Raw genomic sequence first — 13,564 nt, 5'->3', positions numbered from 1 at the left:
CACCCAATCGTATCCGGCTTCCACCGACGAACTATGTCCTTGTCGACATATGCCGGCGGGCCGAACACACCATGCCGCAGGCTGTCTCTAACCTATCGTTTTCTCGAGCATATTGAGCCAGTTGCGATAGGCGATTTTTTCGATCAGCGCGCGGCCGAAACCGCGTGCCGCCAATGCATCGATCAGCTTCGGCAGGCCGGCGACATCGCCGATGACGGCCGGGATCATGGCGCCGTCGAAATCGGAGCCAAGACCAACGCCGTCCTCACCCAGCGCCTGCAGCAGCGAATCGATATGGCGCACCATGATATCGAGGCTGGTGTCGGCATTCATGCGACCGTCCTCGCGCAGGAAGCCGGTTGCGAAGTTCAGCCCGACCATGCCGCCGGTTTCGCGGATCGCGCCGAGCTGCCAGTCGGTCAAGTTACGCGAATGGCCGCAGATCGCGTGCACGTTGGAATGGGTCGCCACCAGCGGCGCATCGCTGAGCGCGGCTACATCGCGAAAGCCCTTCTCGTTGAGATGCGACAGGTCGATCATGATCTTCAACTGGTTGCAGGCCTTGACCAGCGCCTTGCCGGCATCGGTCAGGCCAGGGCCGGTGTCGGGCGAAGACGGGAAGCGGAACGGCACGCCGTGGCCAAAGGCGTTCGGACGGCTCCAGACGATGCCGAGCGAGCGCAGGCCGGCTTCATGCAGCACGTCGAGCATGGTGAGCTCGGGATCGATCGCCTCGACCCCTTCGATGTGGAACACCGCCGCGATCGACCCTTGCGCCATGGCGTTGCGCACATCGCCGGCGCTGCGGCAGACGGTGAGCGCTCCGGCCCGTTCCAGCCTGAACAGGATCGAGGCCATCGCGATGGTCGAGGTCAGCGCCTCATCGCGGGGAACCTCGGGCGGCAGCGGTTCTGCGGCGCCCGGCGCCAGGGGCACGGCGCCGCGCCTGGATTTCTCGACAGGCGGCGGAAAGATGGCGAACATGCCCCCGGCGAAGCCGCCGGCTTTCGCGCGTGGCAGGTCGATATGGCCGCCCGATTTCCCCTCGATGAACAGTTTTTCGACGTCCGTGTCTTTCGACTGATGGAGCCTGAGCAACGTATCGTTGTGGCCGTCGAAGACGGGAACGAGATCGGTTTCGGTCATTTGGGGGATCATTCGGTTCGTTTGTCGGCGCGGCTAAGATATATCCTATCTACTTAGGCAGGATGCGCCACCCGCGCAAATGCCAAAGCCGCCCCGGTGGGATGGCAGCCGCTTGCCGCGCCGTTTCCAAGCAACGAATCCCTACCGCTTCAGCACGTCGGCCCATTCCTGATGGCGGCGGAACTGGGCGTTGGCGAACGGGCAGAGCGGGATGATCTTCTTGCCCGCCGCACGCGCATCCTCGACGGCGCGGGTGACGAGCCGAAGCCCGGCACCCTGGCCGCGAAAGACGTCCGGCACTTCGGTGTGGTCGATGATGATCTGGTGCTCACCGATCTTGGTGAAAGTCATCTCGGCCTCGGCGCCATCGGGTCCACGCAGGACGTAGCGGCCCTTGGAACCGCGATCCTCAAGTTCGATCTCAGGCAGTTGGTCAGGCATTGCTATGCTCCTTGGGCAGTATCGGCAAAGAACCGCCGTGCCGCCTCGATCTCGTTTGGCCGCACCTCGTGCCCGCCATCGTGCCATTCCACTGTGACATCGGCGCCGTCGGCACGCAAATAGGCCTCGAGCCGCGTGGTCAGGTTCGGCGGGCAGATCGGATCGCGCTTGCCGGCGGTCACCAGGATATGGCGGCCGGCGAGGCTGCCCTTGACCTCGGGTTCGAACGGGATCAGCGGATGCATCAGCACCGACGCGTCGAACAGCGCTGGAACCACGAACACCACCGAGGCCAGGACATTGGCGCCGTTGGAATAGCCGAGACCCAGCACGGCCGATGGCTTCGCTGCTTCAACATGGGCCTTGACGAAGCCCGCCATCTTGGTCGTCGCCCGCGCCAGGTCGTCCATATCGTAGATGCCCTCGGCGGCGCGGCGAAAGAAGCGCGCGGCACCTTGTTCCGACACATCACCGCGCGGCGAGACGATGGTTGCCTGGGGCGCGAGATCGCGCCCCAGCGACAAAAGCTGATTCTCATCGCCTCCCGTGCCATGGAAGACGAACAGCAATGGACCGCCCGGCGAACCGGGCAGCACCTTGTGGATGTAAGCGTCCTTGCTCATGGCCTCAGCCTTCCAACTTCTGCAGATGCTGTTCGAGATAGGGCCGCAGGTGCTGGTGCTGCGTCGGCAGCTTCAGCGCCTCGCCCAGATGAGCGGTATCCTCGTCGCGATCGAAACCCGGCTCGTTGGTGGCGACTTCGAACAGCACGCCACCCGGTGTGCGGAAATAGATCGCCCAGAAGTAGTCGCGGTCGATCACCGGCGTCACCCCATAGCCGGTGTCCATCAACGCCTTGCGTACTTCCAGCTGCCTGGCGCGGTTCTCGACCGCGAAGGCGACGTGATGGACGGAGCCGGCGCCGAGATCGGCGAAGGCAGTGCTCGGCAGCGATTCGATGTCGATGACATCGGCGCCATTGCCGTTCTTCACCGCCAGCCGCCTGAGATTGCCGGACTTGTCGACTTCCTCATAGCCCATGAACTTCAGCAGCTCTTCCGTGGCGCCGCCATCTTTCAGCCTGAGCGACACGGAATGAAAGCCTCGGATCGCCTCATCCGTGGGAACGCCGCCTTTCGACCAGGGTGCTCTGCTGTCGCTCTTGCACTCGACCAGCGCGAAGCCGTCACCATCCGGTCCGGCAAAAGCCAGGCGCTTCTCACCGAAGGTTTCTTCGCGCGAGAGGCCGGTGACGCCCTCATCGGCAAAGCGTTTTTCCCAATAGCCAAGCGTGCCTTCCGGCACCGAGTAGACGGTGGTTCCGACTTCCCCGACCCCATGCCGGCCCTTGCCGATGTCGGGGAAGGGGAAATAGGTCATCACCGAACCCGGCGTACCGGCCTCGTCACCGTAATAAAGGTGGTAAACATCGGGCGCGTCGAAATTGACGGTCTTCTTGACCCGGCGCTGACCGAGTTTCCTGGTGAAGAAATCGTTGTTCTGGCGGGCATCCCTGGCCATCGACGTGACGTGATGCAGGCCCTTGATCTGGTCGAGCATTGTCTTGCTCCTTCCCTTGGTACATGTGCGGCCCTCGCCGCTGTCCACGCCAATATGAGGACCAGGGCAGTTTCCGCAAAGGCGGCAAACACAGAATGGACTGTGTCATAAAAGTGAACGATGAAACAAGGTTCGTTCACCAATTGGCTCGCAGGTCAGACTTGCGCCATGGCCAGAATTCGGTTCCATAAACGGCGTTCGACATCCTGGGACAAAGGTATCGTGAGTGACTGGAAAAGCCAGGCGGCCTAACATTCTCCTGATCACATGCGACCAGTGGCGCGGCGATTGTCTGTCCGCCGCCGGTCATCCGGTCGTGCGAACGCCGAATGCCGACGCTTTGGCCGCGGAGGGCGTGCTGTTCAAGCGGCATTATGGCGGCGCGGCGCCCTGCTCGCCCGCCCGCGCCTGCCTCTATACCGGCCTCTACCAGATGAACAACCGCGTCTGCCGCAATGGCACGCCGCTCGACGCTCGCCACGGCAACATTGCGCTTTCGGCTCGCGCCCTGGGCTATGATCCGACGCTGTTCGGCTACACCGATGTGTCGCTCGATCCGCGCCTGCTGGCGCCGGGCGATCCGCGGCTGCAAAGCTATGAAGGCGTGCTGCCGGGCTTTACGGTGCGCCAGTTGCTGCCCGAGCATCAGAAGCAATGGCTATCCTGGCTGGAGCTGCAAGGTGTCGACGCCAGCGCCGGATCTCCCGACATCCATCGCCCGGTGGCCGACGGCGCGGTCGGGACCACTGTCGGCAACGCGCCGCCCGTCTACTCCGGGCAGCAAACCCCGGCGGCCTTCCTGACCGGCGAATTCGCGCGTTGGCTTGGCGAACAGGAGCACGCCGCGCCGTGGTTCGCGCATGTTTCCTTCATCAGCCCGCACCCGCCCTTCATAGTGCCGGAGCCCTACAACACAATGTACGATCCGGCTGACGGCCCGGCCTTCCGGCGCGCGGCAAGCTGGCAGGAGGAGGCGGAAAACCATCCCTATCTAGCCTATGATCTCGGCCGGCAGAAACAGATGAAATTTCGCCCCGAAGCCAGAGGCAAGGTGCACGACTGGAGCGAAGACGATTTTCGCGTCCTCCGCGCGATCTATTACGGCATGATTTCCGAGGTCGACGCCCAGCTCGGCCGCATCTGGCAAGCGGTCAAGGCGGCCGGCGCGTGGGACGACACCATCATCGTGCTGACCTCGGACCATGCCGAGATGATGGGCGACCATTTCATGCTGGGCAAGGGCGGCTATTTCGACGGCAGCTACCACATTCCGCTGATCATCCACGATCCGCGCCACGGCAAGGCGGCCGGCGGCAAGGTCGACAGCTTCACGGAAGCGGTCGACATTTTGCCGACGTTTCTCGACCTGCTCGGCGAAGAGCCCGCGCCGCATCTCGACGGCAGGTCGCTGAAGCCGTTCCTGAGCGGGGAAACCCCTGCGGCGTGGCGCGATGCCGCGCATTGGGAGTTCGATTTCCGCTCGGTTGCCGCGGGCGAGGCCGAACGCCATTTCGGCATCGCCTCACGCCAATGTAATCTCGCCGTTATCCGCACGGAGCGTTTCAAATATGTGCATTTCGGCGGCAACCTGCCGCCGCTGCTGTTCGATCTGGAAAACGATCCGGACGAATTGGACAACCTCGCGGCCGACCCCAGCCATCTCGCCGTGCGGCTGGAATTCGCCGAACGACTGCTCGCCTGGCGGGCCGAACATCTCGATCAATCGCTGGCACTGGCCGAATTGACCGAGAACGGCCTCGTCGGCCACGCCGCTGGCCTGCCTCCACGCCACACATGAACACAGGCCCGCATCGTTGCCGGCGCGGGCCTGTATCCGACTGGGTGGAAACTACCTGACGATCATGCGCTGCTGATCGCGCTTCTCGGCATAGCTGCCCTTGTCATAGGCGGTTTGTGCCTCGAGCTGTTCCTTGGTGAAGGTCGTGTACAGGTATTTGTTGCCCGCCTTGTCGGTCATGAATTTGAGATTATCCATGCCGACCGCGACTTCCTTCTCGCCAAGGCCGAGGAAGCCACCGACATCGACGATCACCGCATCGGCCTTCTTGTCGGGCGCAAGCACGACATCGCCGATCTCGCCGACCTTGGCGTCGTTGGCGCCATAGACAGTCGTGCCCTTGAGGTCATCGGCGCGAATCTCACCAACCGGCATCTCGGTCAGCGTCGACTTGTCGATGGCTGCGGTCTTTGTCTGGTCCGGAGCCGAGGCATCGGGGGTCGTGGGCGCCGGAGCCTGTGCCGTCTTGTCGGACGGAGCGACGGCAGGGGCTGCGGCGGGCGCGACTGCTGCCGGCGCATTCGAAGCCGTCGTTGCCGGCGCCGGGTCATAGGCCTTGCGGTTGAAATCCGGCTGCGCCTGCAATTCTTCCTTGGTGGTCTGGGCGACCAGCCAGCGGTCGCCATTCTTCTCGGCCCACTGCGCCTTCGAGAAGTCATAGGTGACGTTCTTGGCGCCAAGGCCTAGGAAACCGCCGACGCCGATGACCAAGTACTGCGCCTTGCCATCCTTGGTCAGCACAATGTCGTTGACGTCGCCGATGTTCTGGGCGTCATCGCCGGTGCCGTTGTAGACGTTTTCCCCGATGATGTTGGTGGCGAGATTGCCGTCGGCGCGCTTGACTGGTTCTGCCGAAGCGGCGTTCATGTCGACAGGCTTTTGCGCTGTGTCCGTCGTCGCGGGTGCTGCCGGCGCTGTTGCGTCGGTCGATGCCGCAGGTGCTGGGGTCGGGCTGTAAGGCTTTTTATCGAATTCTGCCTGCGCCGTCAGTTCGTCCTTGGTCGTCTGGGCCACCAACCAGCGGTCGCCATTCTTTTCGGCCCACTGCAGCTTGCCGTAGTCGAAAGCAACGCTTTTGGCGCCGACACCCAGAAAACCGCCGACGTCGATGACAACGGATTTCGCCTGCCCATCCTTGTCGAACACGACGTCGCTGACCTTGCCGATGTTTTCGGCATCGTCGCCGGTGCCGTTGTAGACGGACTCACCGATGATGTTGGTGACGATGCTGCCCTCTGCGCGTGCCACAGGAGCGGCGGCGGGCTCCTGGACGGCGGGCGTGGCAGGCGCCGTATTTGTTGCGTTCTGCGCATAGGCGCCGGTCGCGACAAGGGTTGCGAGCGCCGTCGTGGCTAAAAGATTGCGGATCATGGTAGTCTCTCCTCGTGCCTGATCTCATGCGCCGCGTCTTCCTTGGGGAACGCGGCATCTACAGGTTCACAACGTCGTGACCGGGTCAGTTGTTCCGACAAAGCGCTGCGGTCCGGGAACGAAACCACGGAAATTATTGAGCCGCTGGGGTAGTCACCCCGTGGCAAGAGGAACCTTTCTGTCGACGCCGCGTTTCAGCCGTTGGCTGGGTATATCCCGGCCGCCTTTTGGCTGACCTGGTGGAGCGGGGCATGAGATTTGCAGCGGTGCTGAACCGGGACGGCGGCACTTTGCGCACCACCGACCTCGCCGCTTTCTCCGACAGGATGCATCAGACGTTGGAAACGGCAGGCCACTCGCTCAGCATCGAAATTGTCGCCGGCAAGGATGTGGTGGAGACGCTGGACAACGCAGCTTCGCGTCGCTCGGTCGACATCGTGCTGGCGGGTGGCGGCGACGGGACCATTTCCGCCGCGGCCGCCCGACTGATGGGCACGAAGAAGGCGCTTGCCATATTGCCAGCCGGCACCATGAACCTGTTCGCACGCGGGTTGGGCATTCCGCAGTCGCTCGACGGGGCGCTGAAATCCTTCGCCGACGGCGAAATCATTGCTGTCGATGTGGCGACGGCCAATGGCCAACCTTTCGTGCACCAGTTCTCGATCGGCATGCACGCGAAGATGGTGCAACTGCGCCAGAAGATGGAGTTCGGTTCGCGGTTGGGAAAGATCCGCGCCTCGGCCAAGGCGGCTTGGGCAACGATCAACAATCCACCTGCGATGAATGTGACGCTCAGCATCGGCGATGCCGAAATGGCGGCACGCATCACCGGCATCGGCATCACCAACAACTTATTCGGCGAAGGCCATCTGCCTTATGCCGACAATCCTGCGGGCGGCGTGCTCGGTGTCTATGTCACGGTGGCGAAGCAGCGCGCCGAACTGGTCAAGTTCTTCTTCAACATGGCGCGCGGCAAATGGCGCGACAACGAACATGTCGAAATCCACCAGACAAACAGAACGGTGCTGAAAATCCATTCGGGCAGCCGCAAATTTCGCGCCGTCATGGACGGCGAACTGGTCAGGCTTGACCGTGAAACGGTAATCGAGATCCAGCCTGGCGCACTGAATGTATTGGTTCCGGCGAGCGTGGCCCAGTCGAGAGCCGCCTGATGAGGTGCGACGCAACGGACAGACCGGCTTTACCCGGCAGGAGCCTGCTCGGTGGTGTTGGGCGGTGTGGGGACATGCTGTTCATCGCTGTTAGGCGCCTTGATCAACACACCATAGATCTCGGCAATGCCCCATGCAGCAAACACCAGAAGCAGTGCGGCGATCAGGATCCGAAATCCATGCCAGCCCCATCGCCCCTGCCGCGCCTTGTTTTCTGGAATGATCTTGGCCATGCTCGATCCCTGTCTCATTCTGCACCAACTGGCGCGCCCGGCGAATCATGGTCGGGTAACGGTTCCTCGCTAGGATGGTTCCGGAAAAGCGTGCTGGCCTTGCACCAGCGCAAGCATGCGGCGACGAAGACCGGGACGAGGCAATTGGGGTGATTGGCAAGACGCAAACAGCACCCGATCTGCCGGCCGAAGTTGCGCTAGCAGTCATGGATGTCGACCGGCTGGCCGTGCTACACGGATTGGAGATGCTGGATACGGCGGCCGACCCCGATTTCGACCGCGTCAGCAGCCTTGCCGCAACGGTGATGCAGGTGCCGATGGCCCTGGTCACACTCGTCGACCTTGAACGACATTGGTTCAAATCCTGCTTCGGCCTGGACGAGACCGAAACCGCGACCAACGTCTCCTTCTGCGCCCATGCGATTGCCGCAGGCGACGAGCCGATGGTGGTCGTGGATGCAACGGCGGACCCCCGTTTCAAGACCAACCCGCTGGTCACCGGAAAGCACCATGTCCGCTTCTATGCCGGCGCGCCGATGATCGTGGCAGGTGCCCGCATCGGCACGCTGTGCGTGCTCGACCGCGAGCCGCATGGTTTTCCATCCCGAGCCGAGCTCGACCAGTTGAAGGCGCTCGCCGGCCTCGCCGCCAGCCTGTTCACCCTAAAGGACGCAACCCGCAGCGGCGCGATCGCCGAGGCCGCACTTGCGCGCGAGGAAAAACGACGCGCCATCGCACTCGATGCGGCCTCGCTCGCCAGCTGGGCATGGGATATCCGCACCGATGTCATCGAATGCGACACATTGATGTCGGAGCTGTTCAACCTGCCGCGCTCCAACCGGCTGCGCGCACGCGACATCCTCACCGCCATCGATCCGCGCGACGTCTACCAGACCGAAACCCGCTTTCGCGACGCCTTGACCGGCAGCGACGACTATTTCGGCGAATACCGGGTGAAGGGCTTTCACCCGCCGCGCTGGCTCGCCACGCGCGGCCGTGTGATCGAGCGTGACGGCGACGGCAAGCCGACATTGATCTTCGGCGTCAATTACGACATCTCCGAGCGCAAGCTCGGCGACGAACGGCAACGGCTGCTGCTGCGTGAACTCAACCATCGCGTCAAGAACACTCTGGCGACCGTCCAGGCGCTGGCAACCCAGACCGTGCGCCATGCCCGCCAGCCAAGCCAGTTCCTCGAGGCCTTCGGCGCCAGGCTTCAGGCCTTGGGCATCGCCCACAATCTGTTGTCGGACCGCGAGTGGCGTGGCATCGGCATCAGTGAACTCGTCCAGATCGAGGTCAGACCTTTCGAAACGGCCGAGCAGCCGCGCATGACGATCTCCGGCGACGACCTGCTGCTGTCGCCCGACCAGGCCGTCGGGCTTGGCCTGATCCTGCATGAACTCGCCAGCAACGCGCTGAAATATGGCTCGCTGTCGGTGCCGTCAGGCAGGGTCGACCTCGGCTGGAGGACGCAAGGCAGGAAGGATGCCCGGCGTCTTGTGCTGACCTGGCGCGAAAGCGGCGGGCCGCAAGTCGCTCCGCCGGATCGGCAAGGCTTCGGCTCTATCCTCATTCGCCGCAGCCTGGCCAAGGTTATTTCCAGCGAAGTGACCCATGAATTCCGGCCGGAAGGCGTGTTTGCCGAAATATCGATGCCCCTGGAAGAGCTGTCGAAGTGATCTCCCAACAGCTCTACGTCCGCTCGCTCTCATCCGGATCGTCGGATTTCACATTCTCGCGGTAGATGGCGTAGGCCGCGAGCGCCACGGCCGGCCCCAGAATGGCGCCGAGACCGCCTTTTCCCTTGAGCAGGCTCGGCAGCACGGCGAGTGCGGCGGTGACGCCGATCGCCTTCATGTCGGCATTGTGGCGCTGCGCCCGGCGCCGGGCGCGCGAACCTGCGGATATCCGGTAGATCAGCAGGATAAGTCCGCCGAGCACCAGGAAACCGGCGCCAAACCCCAGCGCGGCGGCAAGCGACCCGTAGCGCATCGCCGTCCAGATATAGGCGGCCCCGACCAGAAAGCCGAGACCGCAAAGCGCAGCGGCCATGGCGATCACATAGACGATTGCCGCCGTGCGCGCCCGATGAACGGCGGCCACGGTTTCCCCCGAGGCGAGGCCCGAGATCAGGGTTGCCAACATTCCCATCTGTAGCGCGACTAGCGACGCGCGATGAGCGCGAAAAGGAAGCCGACGCCAGCGGCGATTGCCAGTGACGTCACCGGCTTTTCACGCACGCTTGCCATCATCTGCGCTTCGATGTCCTTGGCATTGCTGCGCAAGCTGTCAAAGGCTGCTTCGCCCTGCGCGCGCAACTGCTCGACCCCTTCTGTCGCTGCACGGCGCGCGGTGCCATAGCCATGCTCGCCGGTCTTGGCCAGTTGTTTGGTGAGCTTGTCGATGTCGGCCTTCAACTGCCTGATGTCGGCTTCCAGGTCCGCATTTGCACGGGCGTCGGTTGCGGTCTTTCCTGCGGCAGTGGCCATGGCTTAACTCCTTGTGATTGCTCGGTTTCAAACGCGCTGCGCGCCTCATGGTTCCGGCACTGCGGACAAAGTAGCCGAAAACGCATCGGCGCGCACCCGATCCGCCGGCTTCGCAAAAAGACGCTTCCTCAGATTAGTGGCCGGCGCGCCTCGCCCAGCCCTTCCCAGCCGGCGAGCCGCTTGAGCCCTTCATTGTCGGAGACCGCGCAGCCGCCGTCGCGCCAGACGATCAGCTTGCGATCCATCAGCTTGCGGATCGTCTTGTTGGTGTGAACCAGCGACAGGCCGAGCGTATCGGCAATGTGCTGCTGCGTGATCGGTATCTGGACGGATTGGCTGCCATTCAGTCCGACGACCTTGGCCCGGCTACCGATGAAGGCGATGAGATAGGCGGCGCGCTCGATCGCACTGCGGCGCCCGAGGCTGAGCAGATTCTCGTCCAGCATCCGCTCCTCGCGCGATGCGATCCAGGTGATGTCGTAGGCCAGCCCGGGATGATTGCGGTACAGCTCGTGCAGATATTCGCGCTCGAAAACACACAGCAGCATCGGTGAGAGTGCCTCGACGGAATGCTGCATCTCGCCCATCACACTGCCTTGCAGGCCGATCAGATCGCCGGGCATGAGATAATTGAGGATCTGGCGACGGCCATCCCGCAGCAGCTTGTAGCGAAACGCCCAGCCGGAGAGCACGGTGTAGAGATGGGCGCTATGGCTTCCCTCCACCAGCACCGTGTCGCCCTTGTCGACCGCGAGTTCACCCTTCTTGAATTTGCTGATGAAGGCCAGCTCCTGTTTTTCGAAGTCGCGGAAAACCGGCAACGGCCGCAATGGGCAGTTCTCGCAGGGATATTGGCGGCTGGAGAAAGCGTTATTGTTCTGGACTGACATTTCGCCCCCTTCGAAAGCCCGCTCGACCCCCTTCGAAAGCCGCTCTTGGAGAGCCGCGTTTCAACGCGTTGCAAGGATTGAGGTTCCGCCCGCTGGCCACATGTCTTTTTTAAATGACAGCAAGCCAATTAGCGATCATGACTCCGGCGTTTCAAGGAGTCTTTGCCTGTGCCCACATTGCTTGACGGATTGCGGATTCTCGTTTTGGAGGACGAATTTCTCATCGCCATGGATGTCGAGCAACTTTGCCGCGATCATGGCGCCGATGAGGTGGTGATCGCCCGTGACCTGACCGAGGTCGATGGCCGGGAAGTCGCCACGCGATTCGATGCAGCCATTGTCGACTTGATGCTGGGCGGCGCCTCGACGATCGATTTCGCTTCCGGGCTGCGCGCGGCAGGCATACCTTTCGTGTTTGCGTCCGGCTATTCGGATGCCGATGAAATCAAGGCATCGTTTCCGGGCGTCAGGCTGGTTGGCAAACCCTATTCAGGCGAAGACCTGGTGCAAGCGGTCGCGGCGGCCTGCGGACGCGCTTGAGACACGATCGCGATCAGCTCGCCGGCGAACTCGTTACCTGGGCCGAAATCGCGTCCGGACCATACTCGTCCTCACCTGATATTTTCAGGATCTCCTGCAAGCGGGTACGGGCTCGGCTGACGCGGCTCTTGATCGTCCCCACCGCGCAGCCGCAGATCTCCGCGGCCTCCTCGTAGGAGAAACCAGATGCGCCGATGAGGATGATGGCTTCGCGTTGGTCCTCCGGCAATTGCTCCAGCGCCCCGCGAAAGTCCTTAAGGTCGAGTTGGCCGTGCTGGGCCGGATGAACGGCAAGCCTGGCCGTCATGATACCGTCGCTGTCCTGCACTTCGCGCCCGCGCTTGCGCATTTGCGAATAGAACTCGTTGCGCAGGATGGTGAAAAGCCAGGCCTTGAGATTGGTGCCGGGCTGGAAGCTCTCATGCTTGTCCCAAGCCTTGACGAGTGTTTCCTGGACGAGGTCGTCGGCTTTATCGGCATTTTGCGTCAGCGACACGGCAAACGCGCGCAGACTTGGGATTGCCCCAAGCAGATCAGTCTTGAAGCCTTGTGAGACCGCGGCCATGCCTCAGTCCTTCTTCTGTGCGGGTTCAGCCTGTTCCAGTTGGCTAAGCAACTGCGAAAAGCGATCCGGCACATCGTCGGAGACCAGCGCGTCGTAATATTGTTTGAGTTTGCGTCCGATTTCGGAATTCGGCCCAAGAGCGTCACCAGAACCGTTCCGGCGCCTGCTCTCGGCGCCAGTCAGAATATCTTTCGTCATATCCTTCATTTTGCCCTTGTATTCCCAGCGCTCAAGCCGCTCTTACCGTACTCAACACAACGCAAGCGGCGCCCTCGTCTGGTTGCCCATCCCCACCACAAACGCCACTCCCCGGCTTTTGTTCCGTCGAGGTGGAACTTTTTCAAAAAATCCGCGTTATCAGGGCTTGCAGTCAGCTTGACCTGCTACGCAATCGCGTCATTCTGAGGGAGACGTCTTACCATGAGCTTATCCGCCACCATCGCACCACATCTGCCCTTCCTGCGCCGTTTCTCGCGGGCTGTTTCCGGGTCGCAAGAGAGTGGTGACGCGCTGGTCGCTGCGATGCTTGAAGCCATCATCGCCGATATCGAGATATTTCCCGAAGCATCGAGCGACCGCATCGCGTTGTACAAGGTTTTCGCCAAGCTTTTCACATCGGTCGCCATCCGCGTTCCACAGGAACAGGCGCAATCGGCGTGGGAACAGCGCACCGCCGCCAATCTGAATGCGATTGCACCACGGCCCCGTCAGGCCTTCCTGCTCGTGGCGGTCGAAGGCTTCAGCGAGGAGGAAGCGGCTGAGATCCTTGACGTCGGTGACCAGGAGTTTTCAGAGTTGCTTGCCCAGGCGAGCAACGAGATATCCCGTCAGGTGGCAACCGACGTTCTGATCATCGAGGATGAACCGCTGATCGCCATGGATATCGAAGAAATGGTCGAGAGCCTCGGGCACCGCGTCGTTGGAACGGCGCGCACCCATGCCGAGGCAGTGATGATGTTCGGCAAGACGCGGCCGAAGATGGTGCTGGCCGACATCCAGCTTGCCGACGGCAGTTCCGGCATCGAGGCCGTGAACGAAATCCTGTCATCGACGTCGGTGCCGGTCATCTTCATCACCGCCTTCCCCGAGCGCCTGTTGACTGGTGAACGACCGGAACCGGCCTTCCTGGTCACCAAGCCGTTCAATCCCGACATGGTCAAGGCGCTGATCAGCCAGGCACTGTTCTTTGACCGGCAGGCGAAAGCCGCCGCATAGTCGGGAATTGGGAGTGAGAAATTGACGAACCCAAGGCGATAGCCTCGCTCCCGAATCTCTCCAGATGATCAATTCGTCACTTCGTGCCGCCTGATGCACCCGGGCGGCGACGGTGAATTCCTGCGGTTCCGCTCGAACGAT

General features: G+C 62.3%; 16 protein-coding genes. 5 read left to right on the top strand and 11 right to left on the bottom strand.

What is annotated here, in order from left to right:
- Positions 1–87: 87 nt before the first annotated feature.
- From LB519_RS12080 to LB519_RS12065, 4 genes are all read right to left on the bottom strand, one after another.
- On the bottom strand, positions 88–1,146 hold the full coding sequence (locus LB519_RS12080) for a dipeptidase (protein ID WP_224620132.1): 1,059 nt from the start codon (positions 1,144–1,146) through the stop codon (positions 88–90).
- A gap of 141 nt (positions 1,147–1,287) precedes the next feature.
- Positions 1,288–1,587, bottom strand: a complete 300-nt coding sequence (locus tag LB519_RS12075; protein ID WP_013529296.1) for a GNAT family N-acetyltransferase — start codon at positions 1,585–1,587, stop codon at positions 1,288–1,290.
- 2 nt (positions 1,588–1,589) lie between these two features.
- Positions 1,590–2,210 (bottom strand): alpha/beta hydrolase, encoded by a 621-nt coding sequence (locus LB519_RS12070; RefSeq protein WP_013529295.1) that lies wholly within the window; start codon positions 2,208–2,210, stop codon positions 1,590–1,592.
- A 4-nt stretch (positions 2,211–2,214) separates the two neighbouring features.
- Positions 2,215–3,147, bottom strand: a complete 933-nt coding sequence (locus LB519_RS12065; RefSeq protein ID WP_063173190.1) for a VOC family protein — start codon at positions 3,145–3,147, stop codon at positions 2,215–2,217.
- A gap of 226 nt (positions 3,148–3,373) precedes the next feature.
- Between LB519_RS12065 and LB519_RS12060 the strand changes: the two genes are divergently transcribed.
- Entirely contained in the window at positions 3,374–4,945 is a 1,572-nt protein-coding gene (locus tag LB519_RS12060) for an alkaline phosphatase family protein (protein ID WP_224620131.1), read from the top strand.
- Positions 4,946–4,996: 51 nt separating this feature from the next.
- Here LB519_RS12060 and LB519_RS12055 read toward each other — a convergent pair whose 3' ends face one another.
- Positions 4,997–6,316, bottom strand: a complete 1,320-nt coding sequence (locus LB519_RS12055) for a PRC-barrel domain-containing protein (protein ID WP_224620130.1) — start codon at positions 6,314–6,316, stop codon at positions 4,997–4,999.
- Between the two features lie 251 nt (positions 6,317–6,567).
- On the opposite strand from LB519_RS12055, the gene LB519_RS12050 reads away from it, so the two are divergent.
- Positions 6,568–7,488, top strand: coding sequence for a diacylglycerol/lipid kinase family protein (locus LB519_RS12050; protein ID WP_224620129.1), 921 nt, complete (start codon positions 6,568–6,570; stop codon positions 7,486–7,488).
- Positions 7,489–7,517: 29 nt separating this feature from the next.
- Here LB519_RS12050 and LB519_RS12045 read toward each other — a convergent pair whose 3' ends face one another.
- Positions 7,518–7,721, bottom strand: coding sequence for a hypothetical protein (locus tag LB519_RS12045; RefSeq protein WP_013529290.1), 204 nt, complete (start codon positions 7,719–7,721; stop codon positions 7,518–7,520).
- A 206-nt stretch (positions 7,722–7,927) separates the two neighbouring features.
- Here LB519_RS12045 and LB519_RS12040 point away from each other — a divergent pair, with 206 nt between their 5' ends.
- On the top strand, positions 7,928–9,403 hold the full coding sequence (locus LB519_RS12040) for a sensor histidine kinase (RefSeq protein ID WP_224620217.1): 1,476 nt from the start codon (positions 7,928–7,930) through the stop codon (positions 9,401–9,403).
- 13 nt (positions 9,404–9,416) lie between these two features.
- On the opposite strand, the gene LB519_RS12035 is transcribed toward LB519_RS12040, so the two are convergent.
- The 3 genes from LB519_RS12035 to LB519_RS12025 all read right to left on the bottom strand — a co-directional run bounded on the left by LB519_RS12035 (position 9,417) and on the right by LB519_RS12025 (position 11,103).
- Positions 9,417–9,875 (bottom strand): hypothetical protein, encoded by a 459-nt coding sequence (locus tag LB519_RS12035; protein WP_224620128.1) that lies wholly within the window; start codon positions 9,873–9,875, stop codon positions 9,417–9,419.
- 11 nt (positions 9,876–9,886) lie between these two features.
- Positions 9,887–10,213, bottom strand: coding sequence for a YqjD family protein (locus LB519_RS12030; RefSeq protein WP_013529287.1), 327 nt, complete (start codon positions 10,211–10,213; stop codon positions 9,887–9,889).
- A gap of 128 nt (positions 10,214–10,341) precedes the next feature.
- Positions 10,342–11,103 carry a Crp/Fnr family transcriptional regulator gene (locus LB519_RS12025; protein WP_063173193.1) on the bottom strand — a complete coding sequence of 254 codons (762 nt, stop codon included), beginning with the start codon at positions 11,101–11,103 and terminating at the stop codon, positions 10,342–10,344.
- Between the two features lie 228 nt (positions 11,104–11,331).
- On the opposite strand from LB519_RS12025, the gene LB519_RS12020 reads away from it, so the two are divergent.
- The gene (locus LB519_RS12020; RefSeq protein WP_050580453.1) at positions 11,332–11,643 is read left to right on the top strand and encodes a response regulator; all 312 of its coding nucleotides are present in this window, start codon (positions 11,332–11,334) and stop codon (positions 11,641–11,643) included.
- 13 nt (positions 11,644–11,656) lie between these two features.
- Here the strand turns inward: LB519_RS12020 and LB519_RS12015 are convergent, their stop codons facing one another.
- Both LB519_RS12015 and LB519_RS12010 read right to left on the bottom strand, forming a co-directional pair.
- A complete protein-coding gene (locus tag LB519_RS12015) occupies positions 11,657–12,208 on the bottom strand; it encodes an RNA polymerase sigma factor (protein WP_013529285.1) in 552 nt (183 codons plus the stop codon).
- Between the two features lie 3 nt (positions 12,209–12,211).
- Complete coding sequence (locus tag LB519_RS12010) at positions 12,212–12,415, bottom strand: NepR family anti-sigma factor (RefSeq protein WP_032809255.1); 204 nt, start codon at positions 12,413–12,415, stop codon at positions 12,212–12,214.
- Positions 12,416–12,628: 213 nt separating this feature from the next.
- Here LB519_RS12010 and LB519_RS12005 point away from each other — a divergent pair, with 213 nt between their 5' ends.
- Positions 12,629–13,423, top strand: coding sequence for a response regulator (locus LB519_RS12005; RefSeq protein ID WP_013529283.1), 795 nt, complete (start codon positions 12,629–12,631; stop codon positions 13,421–13,423).
- The last annotated feature ends 141 nt before the right edge of the window (positions 13,424–13,564 follow it).

Source organism: Mesorhizobium sp. AD1-1 (genome assembly GCF_020164655.1).
In the GTDB taxonomy this organism is placed as follows: domain Bacteria; phylum Pseudomonadota; class Alphaproteobacteria; order Rhizobiales; family Rhizobiaceae; genus Mesorhizobium; species Mesorhizobium ciceri.
Note: the sequence above shows the minus strand (reverse complement) of the source record. Positions and strands in the feature narration are given on the sequence as shown.

Coding starts and splice junctions, on each gene's coding strand:
- LB519_RS12055 (WP_224620130.1), bottom strand. CDS start 6,316: ATGATCCGCAATCTTTTAGCCACGACGGCGCTCGCAACCCTTGTCGCG.
- LB519_RS12025 (WP_063173193.1), bottom strand. CDS start 11,103: ATGTCAGTCCAGAACAATAACGCTTTCTCCAGCCGCCAATATCCCTGC.
- LB519_RS12080 (WP_224620132.1), bottom strand. CDS start 1,146: ATGACCGAAACCGATCTCGTTCCCGTCTTCGACGGCCACAACGATACG.
- LB519_RS12075 (WP_013529296.1), bottom strand. CDS start 1,587: ATGCCTGACCAACTGCCTGAGATCGAACTTGAGGATCGCGGTTCCAAG.
- LB519_RS12030 (WP_013529287.1), bottom strand. CDS start 10,213: ATGGCCACTGCCGCAGGAAAGACCGCAACCGACGCCCGTGCAAATGCG.
- LB519_RS12040 (WP_224620217.1), top strand. CDS start 7,928: ATGGATGTCGACCGGCTGGCCGTGCTACACGGATTGGAGATGCTGGAT.
- LB519_RS12020 (WP_050580453.1), top strand. CDS start 11,332: ATGGATGTCGAGCAACTTTGCCGCGATCATGGCGCCGATGAGGTGGTG.
- LB519_RS12050 (WP_224620129.1), top strand. CDS start 6,568: ATGAGATTTGCAGCGGTGCTGAACCGGGACGGCGGCACTTTGCGCACC.
- LB519_RS12010 (WP_032809255.1), bottom strand. CDS start 12,415: ATGAAGGATATGACGAAAGATATTCTGACTGGCGCCGAGAGCAGGCGC.
- LB519_RS12070 (WP_013529295.1), bottom strand. CDS start 2,210: ATGAGCAAGGACGCTTACATCCACAAGGTGCTGCCCGGTTCGCCGGGC.
- LB519_RS12065 (WP_063173190.1), bottom strand. CDS start 3,147: ATGCTCGACCAGATCAAGGGCCTGCATCACGTCACGTCGATGGCCAGG.
- LB519_RS12005 (WP_013529283.1), top strand. CDS start 12,629: ATGAGCTTATCCGCCACCATCGCACCACATCTGCCCTTCCTGCGCCGT.
- LB519_RS12045 (WP_013529290.1), bottom strand. CDS start 7,721: ATGGCCAAGATCATTCCAGAAAACAAGGCGCGGCAGGGGCGATGGGGC.
- LB519_RS12015 (WP_013529285.1), bottom strand. CDS start 12,208: ATGGCCGCGGTCTCACAAGGCTTCAAGACTGATCTGCTTGGGGCAATC.
- LB519_RS12035 (WP_224620128.1), bottom strand. CDS start 9,875: ATGGGAATGTTGGCAACCCTGATCTCGGGCCTCGCCTCGGGGGAAACC.